The organism is Legionella waltersii (genome assembly GCF_001468085.1).
GTDB lineage: Bacteria > Pseudomonadota > Gammaproteobacteria > Legionellales > Legionellaceae > Legionella > Legionella waltersii.
Genome location: NZ_LNZB01000036.1, coordinates 14,687 through 36,652, shown reverse-complemented (window position 1 = coordinate 36,652; position 21,966 = coordinate 14,687). Strand labels below are relative to the sequence as shown.

The following is a 21,966-nucleotide window of genomic DNA, read 5'->3' as shown; positions in this document are numbered from 1 at the left end:
CGGTGCCAAATCCGAGAGGAGAGCGAAGCGGTATAGGTTATTTATGGTTTGTACTGTGTTTAAATCGTTTTCCGCTCCCTCACGGTCAAGGCTCGGTTAACTCGGTGCCAAATCCGAGAGGAGAGCGAAGCGGTATAGGTTATTTATGGTTTGTACTGTGTTTAAATCGTTTTCCGCTCCCTTACGGTCGCGGCTCGGTTAACTCGGTGCCAAATCCGAGAGGAGAGCGAAGCGGTATAGGTTATTTATGGTTTGTACTGTGTTTAAATCGTTTTCCGCTCCCTTACGGTCGCGGCTCGGTTAACTCGGTGCCAAATCCGAGCCGCGACCGTGAGGGAGCGGATAAATGCCTTGCAAGCCTCAATCTCCAATACCTCAATAATCTTGCTATAATTTAATATATGTTTTTGTGGGGTGTTTTCATGTCTAACGATAAAGCCGATCTACAAACAGTAGCTCCTGATTTTGCACGATTTGGATTCACAAACAAAGAGGCCCTGGAAAAATTTCTTCGTTCAGACGAAGGAAAATTAGTTCAAAGCCATCAAATGGCCGTCTACATGGAGAAAAAACATCAAGAGGAGATTTTAGCCGATTATTTCACTCGTCAAGAAGAAATAAGGCGTGCTGTTATTGCTGCCATCTTAATGGAAGAAATCCGTGAAGAAGAAGAGTCAAGACAGAAACAAGCTGAAGCAGCTGTTCAGAATCCTGTAACAACGCCAACTGCGCCTAAAACAGAATCACCTGCTAGCTCGTCTGAAAATGACGTTCGATCTAAACTTGATTCCGTCAATAAAGACATTATCCACGCAGCTAAAAAATACAAAGATTACGATAAGGCGGTTGATCAAGCTCAGAAAGAGGCAGATGTAATTGATAAAATGCCTGATAGCAAGGCTCAGAAAGAATTAGATCTTGTTATTAACTACTTAGAGGCAAAACAAGGTGTTCTGCAAGAAAAAATGAGGACTTTGCCTGATAGATTACCTAATGGAAAGATAGATCCTGACTATGACAGCAAGTTACTAGCTCTAGTGGATGAAAACAATACCAATGAAGTTCAGCTAGGAGTATTTAGAACCCTGAGAGATGTAAAACAGGGTAAAGCTGATATGTATGATGAAAATGGGGAGAAGACGCTGAAGTTTTCTGAAGCTAGATATACTGTACCTAAGTCGAAAGACAGCGAACTCGTCAAAGATAAAGAGGGTAAAGTCTATTTAATACCAAAAGATCCAAATAAAGCAGGATTATCTGCAGAGGATAAACTAAAAGATTTAACAAGTGCTCAGAAAGTTGAGGCTGAAAAAAATGCCACGAAGGAAAAAGAAATAGTTAAAGACCCAAAGACAGGTAAATTTTATTTAATACAAAAAGATCCAGACAATGAAGGATTGTCTGCACAACAGAAATTACAAAAATTAACAGATAATCAGAAAGATGAAGCAGAACGTAATTTTAAAAAGGCAGAACCAAACATGGTAAATGTGAAGGAGTTCTTACAAAACAATAAGAAAAACGAAATGATAATGCTTCATCAAAAGCAATCAATGTTAATCACCAAGCTACAAAGCACAATGACTCTTGGGCAAAATCCATCTCAAGTTAATAATTCCCAACAGAACCCACCCCCTCTTGTTATGTCACCACCTACCAATACCCAGATCACAACAATCAACCCAAGCAGCTTGCCTGTAGGAACGCCGCAAAGCGCTCCAACATCAACAAAAGGCCCTAGTCATGAGAATCAATCGGAAAAATCACCAGGTGGTGGTGATTCACATCACCGCACGGTGAGTAAACATTAATGCAAGGTCAAATGTATTGATATAAAATTTGAGTTTGCTTAGACCCTTAGTCGACCTCCTCTTGAACTCTAGGTATAACTGTTAGTAAACTAAGCTTTTAGGCATTGATTTAAGACCATGAACCTACTATCCATTGCTTCCCTATTATCTCAATCTTGTACTCTGTCAGCAGAAGTCACTGGCGTATGCACTGACAGCCGAATCATTAAACCTGGCCATTTGTTTGTTGCCATTGAGGGTGAAACTTTCGATGGGCATGATTTTATAAAAGAGGTCGAGGAAAAAGGGGCTATTGCGGTAGTTGCATCTCGATCCGTTGACGGGCTTAAAATCCCGCAGTTTATAGTAGAGAATACAGTAATTGCTTTGGCAGAAATTGCAAAAGCCTATCGAGAAGAAGTGCATTGTCCAATCATTGCTTTAACTGGATCCAATGGCAAAACTACCGTCAAAGAGATGATTGCCTCCATATTACCAGCTCCTTCACACTCAACTAAAGGTAACTTTAATAATCATATTGGGGTTCCACTCAGTGTTTTTGAGCTTAAAAAAGAGCATCGCTATGCGGTGTTTGAACTGGGTGCAAATCATCCAGGAGAAATAGCCCATACTGTGGCAATCGTACATCCTGATGTGACCTTGATCAACAACATTGCTCCCGCGCATGTAGAGGGTTTTGGCTCAATAGACGGTGTGGCTCGTGCAAAAGGGGAAATTCATCAAGGTTTATCAGCTTCTGGGACTGCGGTAGTTAACGACGATGATGCTTATGCGCATTATTGGGATCAAATGATTGGTGACAAAAAAGTACTGCGTTTCTCCGCTCAGCATCAAGCGGATGTGTACGCTGAAGATATACGTCTGGATACGCACGGCCGGGCGCATTTTATACTGGTTTTACCGAATGCAAGGGCTGAAATTGAGCTGCAAGTGCCAGGGTTGCATAATATGCGCAATGCGCTTGCTGCTGCAAGCTGTTGTTATGCAGTAGGTGTTTCAATCCAGGATATCCAAAAAGGCTTGGCTAAATTCGGTGGTGTAAAGGGTAGGATGACTGTTTTGTCCGGCAAAAATCAATCCACGATCATTGACGATACCTACAATGCCAATTTGCGTTCAGTACTTACTGCTCTGGAGGTTTTGTCCAAGAGACCTGGAAAGAAAATATTTGTCTTTGGCGATATGGGTGAGTTGGGGAAATGGACGGCTCAGCATCACCAGGAAGTAGGACTAGCAGCAAAGGAGTTAGGAATAGATCAATTAATGAGTTGTGGTATTCATAGTCAATTAGCCTCTGAGGCATTTGGCAATGGCGCACAGCATTTTTCCAGTAAAGAGGAACTCATAAAAGCGGTTGAACATAATTTGCAGGCTGATACCACTGTGCTGGTGAAGGGATCTCGCTCAAGTGCAATGGAAAAAGTAGTGCAGAAGTTGGTGCATGTGGAGAGTCCTGAGAAACAAGCGATATAGATCGATTTCCTACTTCATTGAAAAGCAGGGAATGTGATATGCTTGGTCGCTTTTTAACCCTAAATGATAAAAAACAGAGGAACATCGTATGCTCTATTGGTTAACGCAGTTATTACAGGGACAGTACCATGCGTTTAGAGTTTTTCAATATTTAACCTTTCGTTCCATTTTAGCCTCTTTGACTGCACTTATCGTTGGCCTACTCTGTGGACCAATCATGATTCGCTGGTTGCAGGGATTGCAAATAGGACAGATGGTTCGCAACGACGGTCCTCAAACCCATTTATCCAAGGCAGGAACTCCCACCATGGGAGGGGTATTAATTTTATTAGCAATCACAGTAAGTTGCTTATTGTGGTGCGATTTACGCCAAACCAGCCTCTGGCTCGTTTTATTGGTCACATTAGCCAATGGTGTTGTTGGATGGGTTGATGATTACAGAAAGTTGGTTTTAAAAAACAGTAAAGGGCTACCCGGTCGCTGGAAATACTTTTGGCAATCTGTGATTGCCTTGATTGCGGTCATCTATTTATACGCAACAGCGACCTTACCCGTGCATACGCAATTAACGGTTCCGTTTTTTAAAACCGTGGTTTTGAATTTGGGTGTGTTCTTCCCAATCCTGGCTTATTTTGTGATCGTTGGCAGTAGTAATGCAGTCAACTTAACCGATGGGCTTGATGGCCTCGCAATTATGCCGATTGTCATGGTTGCTGGCGCATTAGGTGTCTTTACCTATGTATCAAGCAATGCCGTCTATTCGAATTACTTAGGCATCCCTTTCGTTCCCAACACAGGCGAGTTAACTATATTTTGCTCATCCATTGTTGGTGCTGGCCTAGGCTTCCTTTGGTACAACAGCTATCCCGCACAGGTGTTTATGGGGGATGTCGGTTCTCTTGCTTTGGGAGCTGCTCTAGGGATTGTGGCGGTCATTGTCCGTCAGGAGCTCGTGTTGCTTATCATGGGTGGTTTATTTGTCATTGAGACCCTTTCCGTCATTTTACAGGTCGGGTATTTCAAATACACTGGTGGAAAGCGCTTGTTTAAAATGGCCCCTTTGCACCATCATTTTGAATTAAAAGGATGGGCTGAGCCCAAAGTCATTGTTCGTTTTTGGATTATAACCGTGGTGTTTGTATTGTTCGGACTGGCTACTTTGAAACTGAGATAGACAAGGTGCATACATGACTCAATCATTCTATTTAGTCGCGGGTTTAGGGAAAACCGGATTATCAATCGCGCGCTATCTAAAAAGAAATCATAAGAATTTTATAGCCTATGATACACGAAAAGAAGCTCCTGGTTTGGCAGAGTTTAGCAATGAGTTTCCCGATACAGCCGTTTACCTAGAGACTGTTCCAGACGAAGTTATGCAAGGCTTGACGGACGTAATTGCGAGCCCAGGATTACCATTAGAAACCCCTGTTTTAGTAAAAGCAAGGCAAATTGGGGCTGAAATCTATGGTGATGTTGAATGCTTGGCTCGAGAGATCGATGCGCCAGTGGTCGCGATAACCGGGACTAATGGCAAATCAACAGTGACTACTCTGGTTGGCGAAATGGCTAAAGCAGCTGGATTTAGAGTCGCTGTTGCTGGGAATATAGGTACTCCTGTATTAGACATGCTGGACGATGAACATCATTACGATTTATGGGTGTTGGAGCTATCGAGCTTTCAGTTGGACTTAACGCATTCCTTATCGCCAGTCATTGCAACGATTCTGAATGTAACCGATGACCATTTGGATAGGCATCACACCTTTGAAGCCTATGTGCAAGCAAAACAGCGAATTTATAAGAATGCGCAATACGTCTTGTATAATCGAGAAGATGCTTCTACACCGCCGGCTAAAGACTATCAATCCAATTCAAAAGCAGTGTCTTTTGGTAAAGACGCCCCTCTTGAGGGTCAATGGGGATTGATTCAAAAAGAAAATACATACTATCTAGCAAAAGGTAAGCATTGCTTTCTGCCTGTGGATTCTGTTTTAATCAAAGGAGTACACAATTGGTTAAATGCTCTTGCGTCTTGTGCCCTAGCTGATGCAGTTGGCATATCAGAGCAAAAAATGATTCAGGTGTTAACCTCATTCAAAGGCTTGCCCCATCGATGCCAGTGGGTGAGGCGTTTGGACGGAGTAGATTGGATCAATGACTCAAAAGGGACGAATGTAGGTGCTACAATCTCAGCCATTAATGGAATAGGGGGCTCTATGCAAGGGAAGATTGTACTGATTGCCGGAGGGCAAGGCAAAGGAGCGGATTTTAGTGAATTACAACAATCCGTATCGGAGTATGTACGCACTATTGTCTTAATTGGTGTGGATGCAGACAAAATCGAATCGGCTTTATCCAATGCAGTACCTATCCATCGAGCAGAATCACTTGACAGCGCAGTGGAAGTTGCAAGAACTTGTGCCATGCCAGGCGACGTTGTTTTATTATCACCCGCTTGTGCCAGCTTAGACATGTTTCGTGACTTTAATCATAGAGGCGATGTATTTACTTCTACTGTTAGTGGATTATGATCACGATGCGGCCTAGACATTTAAACCAAAGAGGCAAGCCAGTCAGTAAGCCTATATCATTGTATGATAAATGGATGATTGGCGCTGTGTTTGGTTTATTGATCATTGGCTTAATGATGGTGGCTTCAAGCTCGGTCATGATCTCAACCAAGTATTATCATCAACCCTTTCATTTTCTAATTCGTCAAGCATGTTACCTGTTTGCAGGATTAATGTTAGCTTTGATCGTTGTTCGCACCGACAGCAGTTTTTGGGAGAAAATGAGCATGCCCATGCTGATGGCCTGCTTGATTTTATTAATGGCTGTTCTTATCCCTGGAGTTGGAAAAATTGTCAATGGCAGTAGACGTTGGTTGGCGTTAGGGCCTATTGGTATTCAAGTGTCTGAGGTTACCAAGCTGGTGATGATTTTTTATTTGTCGGGTTATTTAGTTCGACAACAAGAAGCAGTGAGTGAGAGCATTTTTGGTTTCATTAAGCCCATGCTGGTTTTGGGGGTTGTGTCATTTTTGTTGCTCCTTGAGCCTGATTTCGGAGCGACGGTGGTCATTTCTGGAACAGTCATGGCGATGTTGTTTTTAGCAGGTGTTAAATTACGATATTATTTCGGCCTAATGCTTCTAGTGCTGACCGCACTTGCTGTGCTAGCGGTTTCATCGCCCTATCGGGTAGCGCGATTGACTGCCTTCTTGGACCCTTGGGCCGATCAATACAACAGTGGATATCAGTTAACCCAGTCCTTGATTGCATTTGGGCGAGGTGGTTGGTTTGGATCGGGCTTGGGTGAAAGTATTCAGAAGCTTCTTTACCTGCCTGAAGCACATACCGATTTTCTATTTGCGGTGCTTGCGGAAGAGTTAGGTTTATTCGGAATTTTAGTTGTTATCACCTTATATAGTATACTAGTAATTAGAGGTTTAAATATTGGCTATACAGCGTACGTACAGGAACGCTTATTTGCTTCATTTACGGCCTATGGTTTGACGTTTTGGTTGGCTTTACAGGCTGCAATAAACATGGGCGTTAATGCTGGATTGTTACCAACTAAGGGGCTAACACTGCCATTGCTTAGTTATGGTGGTGCCAGCATGGTTATTAATTGTATTGTTATCGCATTGTTATTGCGTATTGATCACGAGAATCGTTGGCAGTCCCTCGGATTGCGAACGCAGACATCTTGAGGGGGCATTTTGAAAAATTCAGGGCAATTTTTATCGACACGCATGGGACATGTTGAACAAATTCACTTTGTTGGAATAGGTGGCGTTGGCATGTGTGGAATTGCTGAGGTTTTACACAACCAAGGTTACCGCATCACTGGATCTGATGTGGGCGAAGGTGCTGCTGTGCAACGCCTGCGATCGTTAGGAATTACAGTCCATATTGGTCATCGAGTTGAAAACGTCCAAGGAGCAGATGTCGTGGTTCGTTCTTCTGCAGTGGACATGAATAATCCTGAAATTGTTGCCGCTCGTGAGGCCATGATCCCTGTCATTCCAAGAGCAGCTATGCTGGCCGAGCTCATGCGTTTTCGTCATGGTATCGCCATTGCAGGTACACATGGTAAAACAACCACAACCAGCCTAGTGAGTAGCTTATTGGCTGAAGGTGGCTTAGACCCAAGTTTCGTAATCGGTGGAAAATTAAATAGTTGTGGAGTCAATGCCCAGCTTGGAAAATCAGCTTATTTTGTAGTCGAAGCAGACGAGAGTGATGCGTCTTTCCTCTTCTTAAAACCAATGATGGCCGTTGTAACAAACATTGATGCCGATCACATGGATACTTATGAGGGAGACTTTAATAAATTAAGGACCACTTTCCTGGAATTTTTACATCATTTGCCTTTCTATGGATTGGCGGTGGTTTGTATCGAAGATCAAGAAGTCTGTAATATTCTGCCGGCGATTCAGCGACCAACGTTAACGTACGGATTTAAAACAGATGCTCATTATCGTGCTGTAAACTGGACTCAAACAGGGATGCTCAGTGAATTTACAGTACAACGACCAGCTCCACACAAGCCATTAACCATTCAATTTCAATACCCTGGACGACATAATGTGTTAAATGCACTAGCTGCCATAGCTATTGCAACAGAACTTGGAGTAGATAATGATTCTATAGTCCGCGGATTGGCAAAATTTCAGGGGGTAGGAAGACGTTTTCAGATGCTTGGGGAAAAGAAATTTGAAAAAGGTTCAGCCATTGTTGTTGATGATTACGGACATCATCCTCAGGAAATCTTATCGACCATCGATGCGTTTAGAAAAGTATGGCCTGAAAAACGATTGGTCCATGTGTTTCAACCACATCGTTACACGAGAACGCAATCCCTGCATAGTCAATTTGTGGATGTGTTGAGTTTATCCGATGAATTATTGCTTTTAGATATTTATTCAGCAGGTGAGAAAGCAATTCCAGGCGTTACAAGCGAAAGTTTAGCAGAAGAAATTCGGTCTAAACACCAAAGAGTAACCATGGTAAATGAGCAGTCCTTGAAGACAGCCTTAGATGAATGCATAAAAGATGGGGATGTCATTTTAATGCAGGGCGCCGGCAGTATTGGTCAAATGGCTGTGAACCTTATGAAAAATTCGTGAGAATTACTATGAGCATAATGGAAAAAGAGGTAGGCCTTGCTACAGAATGTAGAGGAACTTTATTGTTCAATGAACCACTAGCAGAATACACTACATGGAGGGTAGGCGGGCCTGCTGCTAAATTGTATAAACCAGCAAACGTTCAGGATTTGGCTTTATTTCTTCAACGCCTCCCAGCAGAAGAACCTGTAGTATGGATAGGTCTTGGCTCGAACTCATTGATTCGCGACAAGGGATTTTCAGGCACTGTTATTCTTACCCAAGGTTGCTTGAAAGAAATGACCTTATTGAATGACAATCGCATTCGCGTAGAAGCAGGTGTTTCTTGCGCAAGTATGGCACGATTCGCAGCACGCAATAACTTGTCAGGTGGAGAGTTTTGGGCGGGAATTCCAGGGACAATGGGAGGTGCATTGCGCATGAATGCCGGTTGTCATGGAGGAGAAACTTGGCAAGCGGTTACTGAAATTGAAACAGTAAGCCGCCAAGGTGAAATTAAGACTCGCAAACCAGAGGAGTTTGAAATTGCTTATAGACATGTAGCGGGTTTGCAAGATGAGTGGTTTATTTCTGCTACGTTTAAATTAATGTCAGGAAATAAAGATCATTCTTTACAATTAATCAAAGAGTTATTGGCCAAGCGAGCGAATACCCAGCCAACCAACGAGTACAATTGTGGATCCGTGTTCAGAAATCCCCCCGGGGATTTTGCAGCTCGGCTTATCGAAGCTTGTGGCTTAAAAGGTACAAAAATTGGTGGTGCAGTGGTTTCTCAGAAGCATGCTAATTTTATAATTAATCATGAGGGTACAGCCACTGCAGCTGATATTGAAGCCTTGATTCATTTAGTGCAAACTAAGGTTAAAGAGCAAACAACAATAGAACTGAAGCGTGAAGTACATATTATTGGAGACTGTTAATGTCTAAATTGATCAATTTAGTTTTATTGTATGGTGGGAAATCAGGAGAGCACGAAGTTTCATTGGTTTCAGCTGCTTCTGTTCTTCGACATCTTAATGCTGAAAAATACAGCATCATTCCAATTGCAATGGATAAAAGTGGGAATTACCACCTTCATTCCTACACGGATCTGATTGCGTATAAAGACAAATTACCTGTAGAGACGGAAAAATCAAAACCTCTAGAAAGCATTGTAATCGATGGTCATTTTGCGGTAGACGCAGATGTCGTATTCCCTATTGTTCATGGACCGTTGTATGAAGATGGCTGTCTGCAAGGAATGCTTGAACTAGCGGGTGTTGCCTATGTTGGATGTGATGTATTGTCTTCAGCAATTGGTATGGATAAAGACATGGCAAGGAGACTTGCATGCAATAATGGATTAAAATCGGCTCGCTATAAATTACTAACTTGGCATAGTAACTCAGCTGAAAGACAACAATTTTGCCATGATGTCGCTACGGAGTTTGGTTGGCCTTTGTTTGTTAAGCCCTGCTCTCTTGGATCAAGCGTCGGCATTCACAAGGTGAAAACGATGACTGAGTTGAATGCCGCCGTAGAAGACGCTTTGCGTTATGATGAAGAAATTTTAGTTGAAGAATTCATTGCAGGTCGAGAGATAGAGCTATCCGTACTGGAAAATAGAACGCCAGGGGCAAAACCTAGAGTAAGTGTTCCTGGTGAAATTAAAGTGAACCATCCCGATGGCTACTATTCCTATACTGCGAAATATCTGGAAAGCAATCAAACGGAGTTAATCATTCCTGCTAAGCTTAGCACCTCACTGCAACAGAAGTTGCAACAAGCTGCTGCAGAAATCTTTATGAATTTAAAATGCAAAGGAATGGCCAGAGTCGATTTTTTTGTGAATGACAGTACAGAGCAAATCTATTTTAACGAGATAAATACTATACCGGGTTTCACGCCGATTAGTATGTACCCCAAAATGTGGGATGTATCAGGGATTGCCTATTCTGCATTGTTGGATGAGTTAATTGATATAGCATTGATTCACCAGAGTTGTCGCCAACAATTAGTGACAAATTATTTGTGAAAGAGAAATTAATATTATGGAAGAAAGCTCATCTGGGTTTCGCTATATTGCACTTTTAGCCGTGTTAATTATTAGTGCATTATTGCTGAGTGGGCGTTTAGCTTTTATGTATCTCGCAGATGCCGATCGTTTCCCAATTACGACCATTAAAGTAGCTGCAAGTTACGAGCACATTAGCCACAAGGATTTAGAAGCCGTCTTAGGAAAATATCTGAATTACAGTTTTTTTTCGTTGCCTGTTGGCCAATTACAAGATGAACTGAATCAAATGAATTGGATGGACTCAGCCTATGTTGAGCGAGTTTGGTCAGACACATTGAAAATTAAATTAGTTGAAAAGAAACCAGTGGCTACCTGGGGTGATGCCCTAATGACTAACGATGGTCGACTATTTAATCAAGGGGCTGTCCCGAGTCATTTAGACATACCAAGATTAAAAGGACCTGCGTCTCAACAATTAGAAGTCTTACAAGTTTATCAAAAATTGAGTAAGATATTATCATCATATGGTTTAAAAGCTTCCGGGCTGTACTTGCGTGACAATCATTCTTGGGTGTTATTGCTTAATGATGAGGTCAAAATATACCTAGGAAAGAAGGACTTAGAGGCAAGATTACTGCGTTTTTGTAAAGCATATCCTGCAGTATTTGCTGAAAAGGCAGAGCAGTTGGCTAGTGTAGACCTTCGTTATCCGCGTGGAATGGCGGTGCAGTGGAAACAACAAACGGGACGATAATGGCTAAGAAAATAGAAAAAAATATTATCACAGGTTTGGATATTGGAACTTCAAAGATTATTGCTTTGATTGGAGAAGTCACTTCCGATGGGGCAATCGAAATTATAGGTATTGGTCGCCATCCATCTCGAGGTCTAAAGCGTGGTGTAGTAGTGGATATTGAAGCGACTGTGAATTCAATTCAGCGTGCTGTACAAGAAGCAGAGCTTATGGCTGGTTGTGAAGTAAGAACGGTGTATGCTGGTATAGCAGGAAGCCATATTCGCAGCTTAAACTCACATGGCATTGTGGCGATTCGTGACCAAGAGGTCTCTCAAGCGGATGTAGAGCGTGTTATTGAAGCTGCAAAAGCAGTGGCCATTCCTGCCGATCAAAAAATTCTGCACATCCTTCCTCAAGAATTTATTATCGATCATCAAGACAGCATTCGTGAGCCCATCGGAATGGCAGGTGTTCGCTTAGAGTCAAGAGTTCATATTGTAACAGGTTCGGTGAGTGCAGCCCAAAACATCATCAAGTGTGTTAGACGGTGTGGGTTGGAAGTGATGGACATTATTTTAGAGCAATTAGCCTCAAGTCATGCAGTTTTAACGGAAGATGAAAAAGATCTCGGTGTATGCTTGATCGATATTGGTGGAGGAACAACGGACATCGCTATATTCTGTGAAGGGGCGATCCAACACACAGCGGTGATTCCAATTGCTGGGGATCAAGTCACCAATGATATTGCAATGGCATTTCGTACACCCACAAAAGCCGCCGAAGCCATTAAATTAAGCCATGCTTGCGCTTTGCCTGAATTGGCGAATGAAAATCAAATGCTTGAAGTGACCAGTGTGAATGATAGACCCGGACGAAAAATTTCCGCTAAAGCTTTGGCAGAAGTGGTGTCCGCGCGTTATGAGGAGTTATTCACCTTAGTACGAAATGAACTACGCCGGAGTGGATTCGAAGATCGAATGGCCGCAGGAATTGTGATTACCGGTGGCGCTTCAAATGTTCGAGGCGCTATTGAGTTGGCGGAGCTATGTTTTGAAATGCCGGTACGTAAAGGCTGTGCCCACTACGTCTCTGGTTTAACGGAACCAACGGAAAATCCATCTTTTGCTACAGGAGTAGGTTTACTTCTGCATGGATATCAACAGCAATATGAAGGAGGCTATAGTGTTCCAGCGGTTACAGATAATGTGAAGGGCTTGTGGTCCAAAATGAAAGAATGGTTCCAGGGCAATTTCTAATCGTTTGAAGCGTGCTTCAGACAAAATGAGGTATTTGGGGTTGCATGATTTAGAATGCGACAAGAAATATAATAAAAAATGTCTGTTGTGTTAAAGACAACATCAGTCATTAATAAGAAATAAAAAGCAGCGCGTAAGGGGAGACAGGGTTATGTTTGAATTAATGGAAAGTAGCCAGCAACTAAATAATGCTGTCATAAAAGTTGTAGGCGTAGGTGGTGGCGGTGGTAACGCTGTTGAACATATGGTTGCTGAAAATATTGATGGTGTTGAATTTATTTGCGCCAACACCGATGCCCAGGCACTGAGAGGATCAAGTGCAAAAATTCATATTCAATTAGGTGATGATCTCACAAAGGGTCTTGGAGCTGGTGCAAACCCACAAATTGGTAGAGAAGCCGCAGAAGAAGACAGAGAGCTTATTAAAGAAATTTTATCGGGCGCTGACATGGTCTTTATCACTGCTGGTATGGGGGGGGGCACTGGAACTGGTGCTGCGCCTGTCTTTGCCGAAATTGCTAAAGAACTCGGTATATTAACCGTTGCTGTAGTCACTAAACCATTTGCATTTGAAGGTAAACAAAGGGCCTTAGCAGCAGATGAAGGCATTCGACGTTTAGCGGAAAACGTCGATTCTCTAATTACCATTCCTAACAATAAGTTATTAAGTGTTTTGGGCAAAAACATCAGTTTACTGAATGCGTTTAAGGCAGCGAATAATGTATTACTGGGTGCAGTAAAAGGGATATCTGATTTGATTACGCGACCAGGTTTAATCAACGTGGATTTTGCTGACGTAAGAACCGTTATGTCCGAAATGGGTATGGCAATGATGGGAACTGGAAGTGCTGTTGGTGAACAACGCGCCCGTCAAGCAGCAGAAGCTGCCATTGCATCACCATTATTAGAAGATGTGAATTTTTCAGGTGCTCGTGGAATATTAGTCAATATCACTGCTGGTCTTGATATGTCTATCGGTGAGTTTGAGGAAGTTGGGGATGTAGTCAAAGAATTTATTTCAGACGATGCAACTGTGGTTGTTGGAACAGTGATCGATCCAGAAATGACTGATGAAATGCGTGTTACTGTGATTGTGACTGGTTTAGGAGATCAAAGACAGCGCCAGCAACAAACACAACAACAACCGACACTAAGAGGTCGCTTGATAGAGACTACACGAAGTGATGGTACTTTAGATTATCAACAGTTTGAAAGACCAGCGGTAATTCGCAAACAAGCAAAACCAACAACCACAAGCACAACCCCACAACGTGCAGCTCCACAGCAAAGCATTCCAACAAGTGAGAGCATGCCTGACGTGGATTATTTAGATATTCCAGCGTTCTTACGACGCAAGGAAGAAGTTGACGCATAAGAGCTTGAGAGTTTAGAACCGGGTTGATAGGTCTTTTGAAAAAATTAGACTAATCAATCAATTGCTGCTAAACTCTTAGGGTTTTTTCGTGCAAAATATATGAAAAAAAGAGAAAGGTGAGCACTGAATGATAAAACAAAGAACTCCTAAAAAGGTAATCCAGGCTACTGGCGTTGGATTGCATTCCGGTGAGAAAGTGCTTTTAACCTTAAGACCAGCTCCTGTGAATACCGGCATTGTATTCAGAAGAGTGGATCTGTCTCCTGTGGTGGAAATTCCAGCATCCTATGAGTATGTTGGTGATACCATGCTTTGTACTACCTTGCACTATGAAACAGTGAAGATCGCCACGGTAGAACATTTATTGTCAGCCTTAGCAGGTTTAGGTATAGACAATGCGTACATTGATGTCAATGGGCCTGAATTGCCGATTATGGATGGCAGTGCTGCTCCATTTGTTTTCCTTATTCAATCAGCCGGCATTAGGGAGCAAAATGCAGCTAAGAAGTACATACGCATTTTAAAGCCTATACGTGTGGATGATAACGGAAAATACGTGCAATTTCTCCCCCATAAAGGATATAAAATCTCATTTACCATTGATTTTGATCATCCAGTATTTAACGATAGACCACAAACAGTAAGTTTTGATTTTTCAAACACGTCCTATGTAAAACAAGTGTGCCGCGCAAGGACATTTGGATTTCTTTCTGATTATGAAAAATTAAGAGAGTGTGATTTGGCTAAAGGTGGCAGTTTAGACAATGCTATCGTAGTCGATGATTACCGTGTTCTGAATGAAGAAGGCTTGCGTTTTGAGTCTGAGTTTGTAACCCATAAAGTGCTTGATGCCATTGGAGATTTATACCTATTGGGTTCTAGCTTAATAGGCGCGTTCGAGGGCTATAAATCAGGGCACGAACTCAATAATCGCTTATTAAGAGAACTCATGGTAAGACAAGATGCCTGGGAATACACCTATTTCGACTCAGAAAATTATTTACCAGCAGCACATCCAGAATATTATCCAGTAGAAGCTTAATTTCTGTCCGCATAAACAGGACGTATGCAAAGGAGTCGGCTGATGAAAATTGGTACCGGTGTATTTACCCTTACGATGTTAACTAGCGCTTTAGCGTTTGCCTCTAATCCTCAACCAATAGATTCAACGGCAAAAACAGGGGATGTGCTTCATCTTGATTGGCGAGATATGAATGTATCCCCATCAGAAGATTTTTACACCTATGCAAACGGCACTTGGCAAAAGAATAACCCAATACCTGCGGATTATGCATCTTGGGGTAGCTTTCACGTTGCCAATGAAAAAATTCAAGAAATCATTCATCAGATGCTTATTAATGCCTCCAAAAACACAAATGCTAAACCAGGAAGCATTGAACAGAAAGTAGGAGACTTCTATTTCAGTGGCATGGACGAAGAAAGTATTAATCAATTAGGAATTGAGCCTTTAAAAGCCGAATTTGCAAAAATTGATGGCTTGAATAATTTGTCTGACTTACAAAAAGAACTTGCTCATCTGCACAATATTGGTGTTGATGCCCTATTCAATTTTGGGAGCATGCAAGATTTTAAAGACAGTGATTCAGTGATTGCAGCGGTTATGCAAGGAGGATTAGGCTTACCTGATCGTGATTACTATTTAAAGAACGATGCTAAATTTCAACAGATCCGTAAAGCCTATATTGATCATTTGGGTAAAATGTTTGAGTTGCTTGGAGATGCTCCAGAGGTTTCTCATCAGGAAGCACTTACAGTAATGGATATTGAAACCAAATTAGCAACCGCATCAATGTCACAGATTGAGCAGCGAGATCCCTATGCCGTCTATCACATGCAGACCATTAAAGAGATAGATGCACAAACCCCTAACTTTTCTTGGTCCAATTATTTGAACAATAGGGGACAAGGCAAGGTACAACAACTTAACTTTGCTATGCCACATTTCTTCAAAGAAATGAATGGCTTGTTGAAGAGCATTAGTCTAAATGATTGGAAAGTGTATCTGCGTTGGCATTTGATTGATGCTTACGCATCATACCTATCAAAGCCTTTTGTTGATCAAAATTTTAAAATGACTTCAGTTTTATCAGGATCTGAGAAAATATTACCTCGATGGAAACGAGTAGTAAACACCGAAAATGGTGCTTTAGGTTTTGCCATAGGCAAAGTCTATGTAGAAAAATATTTTTCGCCTGAATCCAAACAAAAAGTAATTGAAATGATTTCCAATATTCGTGAAGTGATGAAGGAGGATTTGGAAACCATTACCTGGATGTCTCCTGAAACCAAAAAGGCAGCTTTGGAAAAACTAAAGTTAATGCATGACCGGGTGGGCTACCCAGACAAGTGGTGGGATTATTCGAGTTTGAAAGTGGATAGAGGGCCTTATGTGCTTAATGTGATTCGTGCTAATGAGTTCCTCACTCAGCGAGATTTAAACAAGATTGGCAAGCCTGTTGATAAGACTGAATGGGCAATGACACCACAAACCATTAATGCCTATTATGATCCTTCCATGAATAACATTAATATTCCTGCTGGGATTTTGCAGTCGCCCTTTTTTGATCCGAGAGCCCCTGCAGCCATTAATTATGGAGCAATTGGTTTTGTAATTGGACATGAAATCACTCATGGATTTGATGATCAGGGTGCGAAGTTTGATGCGAATGGCAATTTAAAAAACTGGTGGGCCCCAAGTGATCTCACTAAGTTTAAAGCAGCAACTCAATGCATTGCGGATCAATTCTCAAGCTACACAGTAAATGGGGATATGCATGTACAGGGAAATCTAGTAGTAGGTGAAGCAGCTGCTGATTTGGGTGGCATTATATTGGCCTACAAAGCCTATTTACGTTCAAGTGATTTTAAACAGGCCAAAATGGTCGATGGAATGACCCCAGAGCAGCAATTCTTCTTAGGTACAGCACATGTTTGGGCCATGAACATCAGGCCTCAACAATTGCAAAATCAAGTGACAACAGATCCACACCCGCCTGCGATCTATCGAGTCAATGGGAGCTTGGCCAATATCCCTCAATTTCAAAAAGCATTTGGGATCAATGATAAATCGCCTATGGTGAATATCAAGCGGTGCGTTATTTGGTAACTCATTAACCGATTCCTCACAGTCGTAACTTGGTTGAGTGTTGAACCAGGGGACGGACCCCAGTGGGGTCCGTCCCCGCTCCTTTCTCTGTTGAGTGTTGAATCAGGGGACGGACTCCAGTGGGGTCCGTCCCCGCTCCTTTCTCTGTTGAGTGTTGAACCAGGGGACGGACTCCAGTGGGGTCCGTCCTCGCTCATTTTGTTAATTCCCATAAATTACAGTAGACAATTGTAATGTAGAGTATTATTCTTAACCAGAATCTACTCAGAAAGAGACCATTATGACAAAAGAAGAAAAAATATGTAGAATTGTTATGTACATCACCAAAAAGCCAAGTCTCAAAAAATCCTGCTGTGGTCGCTAATGACACCTAGTTTAGGCGAGGTGTTGCAATACCAAAATGAGCAAGTACTGGCACATTTTCGCAATAAACACTCCGACTATTCTGTGCAATCAAGCCAACAGTTGTTTCAGGATTTGTTGGCTTGGATGTGGTTAGCCCAGCAACGAAACATACTGGGTAAGAAATCTTATCTTTTTGGTCCCTTATTGATAGTGGATGACATGTGGCATTCATTTATCTTGCATACTAGAGATTACGTTCAATTTTCAACAACGTATTTTGGTGACTATTTTCACCATGAGGTAGAGCCAGATGGTATGGAACATGTGCTTGATGAGGATGAGATCAGGGATTTTTTAGAGGATTGTTATCAATATTTAGGCGAAGGTTGGGTAGAGAGACGGTTTTCGGAAGCCTTGGTGTGATACTTATCCGCTCCCTTATGGTCGCCGCTCGGTTAGCAAGGAGTCGATCCGAGCCGCGACCGTGAGGGAGCGGATTCAATTTCAGCAAGATCAAGGGGACAGACTCTGGATGAGATCATACCCAGCTACAACTACTCAACACAATAACCATCAATAAATCGAATAACCTCTGGAGCAAAATCAACAGAGGTCCATAAATCATTGTGATTTTTATCCTCAAAAGTAAGCATTTTTTTAGGTTCATGGGCGGCATTAAAAATAGCCAGCCCTTCTTCATAAGGGACTATGGAATCCCTTTTGCCATGCAAAACTAACAGTGGAGCGTTAATCTGTTTTATTCGTTCGAGAGATTCAAAACGATCCCAGGGTTTGATAAAAAGGAATGGATAGTGGTATTGGGTTAAGCTTACCAACGAGGTAAAAGGGGTTTGCAACACTAAGGCGCAAACAGGGTACTTCGACGCAAGATAAGTAGCCACCCCAGTTCCTAAAGACTCCCCATAAATGACTAGTTGATGAGAGGCTACTCCATGTTGACTTAAAAACTCAAATCCAGCCTCGGCATCCAAATACAACCCTTTCTCAGAAGGCTTACCCGGGTTAGCTCCATAACCTCGATATTCCAACAAAAGAACTCCATACCCTCGTTCAAGAAAAGGGCGTACTACTGGCATTCGGTACCCAATATGGCCGGCATTACCATGCAAATACAAAACAGTGGGTTTACCTTTGTTGGCTGCTTTATACCAAGCCGTTAACTCTAGTTTATCTTTAGTGTGTAGCTGGACTAAGCTCATGTCTTCTGCATGGAATTGAATTAATTTAGGTTTATGAGGATCTGGAAAATAAATGAGATGCCGTTGGAAGATGTAAATCGATATCACCACCAAGCTGATGACAAATAACAAGAGTAAAACGATTTGTTTTATAATCATTATTGGGACAGTAGGTTATCGGTTATTCATTTGAGTATAAATCATTTTTAGAGGGTTCAGTCTTTTCTATTATGAAAATTTATTTTGTTCTTCCTCATCCTTTTAGCTTGATCTTCTGGGGCTTCGTCAGGTTTTAATTTTGCTTTTTCTCTAGCACTTAAACCCTCTAAGTTGGGATTTTTGCTCCTAACCTTAGCGAGCTTCCGTTCTGCTTTTTCCAGGGTGCCTTGGTAATACCTTCCTAAGGTACCAAGTTCCTTCTTAGTTACTTGGATAGTTTATAAATATCAAACAAACTCTAGTGACTGTGTTTAGCATTACTTCAATTAATAGTCATTGAGTGTGGGTTTGGCTACTTTTTACTTTGAGCTAAATGCATTAAGGCTCTTTGAAGTGGTTCATAGGTACATTGTTGGCTTTCTCGAATAATGGTTGCTTTATTTTCTTCAGATAATTGTGGGGATGATTTCTCTTTTCTTCGGAGTGATGGCCCAGATGTAGTCTCAAGAATTTTTATTTTTATCGAAGCCAACTGGTATAGCCCTGCTTCTTTTCTTAATTTATCGCGTAACTCGGGTAAGTAGTAATGCAACTGAGTTGCCCAAGCTGCGTCATTAGTTGTTAAAAGGAGGCATCCTTTATTAAAGCTTCCAACGGAGCAATGTTTGCTTAATTGTTCGGGGAGAAACTGGACAATTTTTTGCGACAGCTCTTCCAAGACAAGGGCCTTCATACAAATATCACTGAGTTGTTTATTTAAACATTTATTGATGGATTGCATGTTGTTTGGATACCTAAACCTATCGCCAATTGATTCGCTTTAGGTATAGAATAACAAATAGATGAATTGCGAAAAACCCCAAAGCAGGTGACCAATGATTGAAAAGAACTCTGAAAGTAATGTTGTGTATTTCGCTCGATTGCATTTGATCATTTTTTTGGGGCCTTTGTTGGGTGTGGCAATTGCCATCGGCATATACAGTTACGTGGTTCAATTGCAAGAAATTAGCCTTTTTATCGGCTGTTTTGCCCTTCTTTGGGTCTTCATGACTTGGGTAACCTACTATTTTTCTTCCCTTACTATTAAACCGAAACAAGTTATTATTCGAACAGGCATTATTGTCCGCCAAACCGTGGATATTCCCTTGAATAAAATCGAAACGATTGATATTAGGCAGTCGATCATTGGCAGTATTTTCAGTTACGGCACATTAATGATTACTGGCACAGGTGGAACCAAATACCAAATTAACTATTTATCCAAACCTTTAACTTGTCGTCGATACATTGAACAGCTCATGAATGAGACTCAACCAAGTAATCGTTAAATTGTCCTGGACGTTGTGACGTGATTTATCGACCGGATATTGATGGATTAAGAGCAGTCGCTATTGCATTTGTGCTTATTTTCCATAGTGGCCTGTCTTTTTTACCGTCCGGATTTATTGGTGTTGATGTTTTTTTTGTCATTTCAGGATTTTTAATCACCAGCATCATTCATTATTCGATAAACAACAATCAATTTTCATTTAAAGAGTTTTACAGCAGGCGCTTATGGCGTTTGCAGCCTGTTTTTATTTGTTTATTAGTGCTCACTACCTTGCTAGCTCTGATCTACTATTTACCCGATGATCTTGTTCTATTCAGTAAAAGCGCCCGAAAAACGACGCTTTTTACTTCGAATGTTTTTTTTAAAAACGCAACGAACAATTATTTTTCACCAGACAGTAACCAATTACCACTTTTACACACGTGGTCTTTATCGATTGAATGGCAATGTTATTTCTTATTGCCGTTTCTTGTTTATGGCTTACAGCGAATAGCTGGGGCAAAATATGCTTGTAAAGCAATCGGATTGCTGATTTTGGTCTTTTTTACACTCAGCTTGTATTTTTCCGTAAGTAATCCTGCAAAAACCTATTATCAATTGTTAAGTCGGTTGTTTGAGTTCTTTATAGGAGCCTGGGTGGCAACGGCTAAAGACTCCTTGGTTTTAAATAAGCGGTTGATAGATGGTCTAGCAATTATTGCTCTTCTGAGCCTATTTTATGTCGCAATGAGCAAAGAAATCAGCTCAGGATTTCCTAATTGGTATACGCTTCTTGTGTGCTGTGCTACGGCTGTTTTGATCATTGCAGGGGAGCAAGAAAAAAGACCATTCATCACAAAGTTGTTATCAACGAGGCCTTTTGTATTTATTGGGTTAATCTCTTATTCCTTGTATCTTTGGCATTGGCCAATATTCGCTGTGTCGCACTATTTAAATATCAAACAGACTTCAGCTCTAACAATCACACTATTGGCTTTGGTTTTTATAATTTCCTATTTATCGTGGCGTTATATTGAAAAACCAACAAGGACATTTTATCGCATGGGCTTTGTCAATTCATGTTTACTGTTGTTGCTATTTCCACTAGTAATCACTCATGGTAGTGATTATGTAATTAGGCAGCATGATGGCTATCCTTTACGATTTAAGGAGGCAGCAGGCATCTATGAAGTATTAAATCGCTACAAAAATGTTCAACGACCATTATGCCTACAGCGAAAATCCATCGAAGTGAGTGAGCATTGTGTTTTAGGTGCAAAAAACACAAAAGCACAGAGAGGACTAATGATAGGGGACTCGTATTCGAATCAATATTGGGGATTTGTAGATACTCTGGCTCGGGATGCTAATCTCTCGGTTCTCTCACATGCCACAGTAGCCTGCCTTGCATTGCCGACTATTTTGCAAATGGATTGGTTTGTTACCAACAGTATTTATGAAGAATGCATGCAGCAAAAGAAACGTTACTATGCCATGATCAAAGCGAATCATTACGACGTGGTCATTTTAGCAGAACATTGGAATGCCTACCTACGAGACAATCGGTTGGTTAGTAGTGATGATTTCGGTGCAGAGACTGATAACAGGCAGCTTTTGTCAGTGGCTTTAAATGAGGCTCTACAGAGGATCATTGATTCTGGAGCCAAACCTGTGCTTATTAAATCAATTGCGGTATCCAGTAAAGATAATCCATACACTTGTTTTTATGAACACATTAAGTTTCGAACTAAATACAATTCAGAGAACTGTGATTATCAATATGATCCTAAGGAACAAGAGTGGTTGGATCATTTATTTGCTTCCTTGCAAAAAAAGTACAAGCAATTGGTTGTCATCGATCCTAAATTAGTACAATGTCCCCAGGGTTTGTGTAAAGCAGACATTGAGGGAGTGCCTTTATTTAGAGATGGGGATCATATTAACGATTACGCGTCTTATCAATGGGGTGACATTTACTTGAAAAAGTTTGTAAACCCTTTGTTGGGGTGAAGCGTGGTCAAGGTTTTCATCTATCTTAATTCGTTTGTA

General features: G+C 41.4%; 18 protein-coding genes. 16 read left to right on the top strand and 2 right to left on the bottom strand.

The features are described 5' to 3' along the window. Nucleotides 1-422: 422 nt before the first annotated feature. From Lwal_RS06350 to Lwal_RS06285, 14 genes are all read left to right on the top strand, one after another. Complete coding sequence (locus Lwal_RS06350; RefSeq protein WP_058479987.1) at nt 423-1,811, top strand: hypothetical protein; 1,389 nt, start codon at nt 423-425, stop codon at nt 1,809-1,811. 117 nt (nt 1,812-1,928) lie between these two features. Then, nucleotides 1,929-3,284, top strand: coding sequence for a UDP-N-acetylmuramoyl-tripeptide--D-alanyl-D-alanine ligase (locus tag Lwal_RS06345; RefSeq protein ID WP_058479986.1), 1,356 nt, complete (start codon nt 1,929-1,931; stop codon nt 3,282-3,284). 88 nt (nt 3,285-3,372) lie between these two features. Next, a complete protein-coding gene (gene mraY / locus Lwal_RS06340) occupies nt 3,373-4,458 on the top strand; it encodes a phospho-N-acetylmuramoyl-pentapeptide-transferase (protein ID WP_058479985.1) in 1,086 nt (361 codons plus the stop codon). Between the two features lie 13 nt (nt 4,459-4,471). Then, entirely contained in the window at nt 4,472-5,815 is a 1,344-nt protein-coding gene (gene murD, locus Lwal_RS06335) for a UDP-N-acetylmuramoyl-L-alanine--D-glutamate ligase (protein WP_058479984.1), read from the top strand. Next, the gene (gene ftsW / locus Lwal_RS06330; RefSeq protein ID WP_095197606.1) at nt 5,812-6,996 is read left to right on the top strand and encodes a putative lipid II flippase FtsW; all 1,185 of its coding nucleotides are present in this window, start codon (nt 5,812-5,814) and stop codon (nt 6,994-6,996) included. The genes murD and ftsW overlap by 4 nt, the downstream gene beginning before the upstream one ends. 9 nt (nt 6,997-7,005) lie before the next feature. After that, entirely contained in the window at nt 7,006-8,415 is a 1,410-nt protein-coding gene (gene murC / locus Lwal_RS06325) for a UDP-N-acetylmuramate--L-alanine ligase (RefSeq protein ID WP_058479983.1), read from the top strand. Between the two features lie 17 nt (nt 8,416-8,432). Continuing rightward, nucleotides 8,433-9,335, top strand: coding sequence for a UDP-N-acetylmuramate dehydrogenase (gene murB, locus Lwal_RS06320; protein ID WP_408607322.1), 903 nt, complete (start codon nt 8,433-8,435; stop codon nt 9,333-9,335). Continuing rightward, entirely contained in the window at nt 9,335-10,429 is a 1,095-nt protein-coding gene (locus tag Lwal_RS06315; RefSeq protein ID WP_058479982.1) for a D-alanine--D-alanine ligase family protein, read from the top strand. Before murB ends, Lwal_RS06315 begins: the two co-directional genes overlap by 1 nt. A 16-nt stretch (nt 10,430-10,445) precedes the next feature. Then, nucleotides 10,446-11,165, top strand: a complete 720-nt coding sequence (locus Lwal_RS06310) for a cell division protein FtsQ/DivIB (RefSeq protein WP_058479981.1) — start codon at nt 10,446-10,448, stop codon at nt 11,163-11,165. Then, nucleotides 11,165-12,403, top strand: coding sequence for a cell division protein FtsA (gene ftsA, locus Lwal_RS06305; protein WP_058479980.1), 1,239 nt, complete (start codon nt 11,165-11,167; stop codon nt 12,401-12,403). The genes Lwal_RS06310 and ftsA overlap by 1 nt, the downstream gene beginning before the upstream one ends. A 151-nt stretch (nt 12,404-12,554) precedes the next feature. Then, nucleotides 12,555-13,778 carry a cell division protein FtsZ gene (gene ftsZ / locus Lwal_RS06300; protein ID WP_058479979.1) on the top strand — a complete coding sequence of 408 codons (1,224 nt, stop codon included), beginning with the start codon at nt 12,555-12,557 and terminating at the stop codon, nt 13,776-13,778. A gap of 127 nt (nt 13,779-13,905) precedes the next feature. Continuing rightward, nucleotides 13,906-14,820, top strand: a complete 915-nt coding sequence (lpxC, locus tag Lwal_RS06295) for a UDP-3-O-acyl-N-acetylglucosamine deacetylase (RefSeq protein ID WP_058479978.1) — start codon at nt 13,906-13,908, stop codon at nt 14,818-14,820. A gap of 42 nt (nt 14,821-14,862) precedes the next feature. After that, nucleotides 14,863-16,905, top strand: a complete 2,043-nt coding sequence (locus Lwal_RS06290) for a M13 family metallopeptidase (protein WP_058479977.1) — start codon at nt 14,863-14,865, stop codon at nt 16,903-16,905. Nucleotides 16,906-17,268: 363 nt separating this feature from the next. Beyond that, nucleotides 17,269-17,673: a glycine-rich domain-containing protein gene (locus Lwal_RS06285; RefSeq protein ID WP_058479976.1), complete on the top strand. Its 405-nt coding sequence runs from the start codon at nt 17,269-17,271 to the stop codon at nt 17,671-17,673. Between the two features lie 131 nt (nt 17,674-17,804). Here Lwal_RS06285 and Lwal_RS06280 read toward each other — a convergent pair whose 3' ends face one another. Together Lwal_RS06280 and Lwal_RS06275 are read right to left on the bottom strand one after the other, a co-directional pair. Continuing rightward, a complete protein-coding gene (locus tag Lwal_RS06280) occupies nt 17,805-18,605 on the bottom strand; it encodes an alpha/beta hydrolase (protein WP_083500060.1) in 801 nt (266 codons plus the stop codon). Between the two features lie 355 nt (nt 18,606-18,960). Continuing rightward, entirely contained in the window at nt 18,961-19,389 is a 429-nt protein-coding gene (locus Lwal_RS06275) for a DciA family protein (RefSeq protein ID WP_058479974.1), read from the bottom strand. Nucleotides 19,390-19,483: 94 nt separating this feature from the next. Here Lwal_RS06275 and Lwal_RS06270 point away from each other — a divergent pair, with 94 nt between their 5' ends. Both Lwal_RS06270 and Lwal_RS06265 read left to right on the top strand, forming a co-directional pair. After that, on the top strand, nt 19,484-19,936 hold the full coding sequence (locus Lwal_RS06270; RefSeq protein ID WP_058479973.1) for a PH domain-containing protein: 453 nt from the start codon (nt 19,484-19,486) through the stop codon (nt 19,934-19,936). Nucleotides 19,937-19,956: 20 nt separating this feature from the next. Next, nucleotides 19,957-21,927 (top strand): acyltransferase family protein, encoded by a 1,971-nt coding sequence (locus tag Lwal_RS06265; protein WP_058479972.1) that lies wholly within the window; start codon nt 19,957-19,959, stop codon nt 21,925-21,927. The last annotated feature ends 39 nt before the right edge of the window (nt 21,928-21,966 follow it).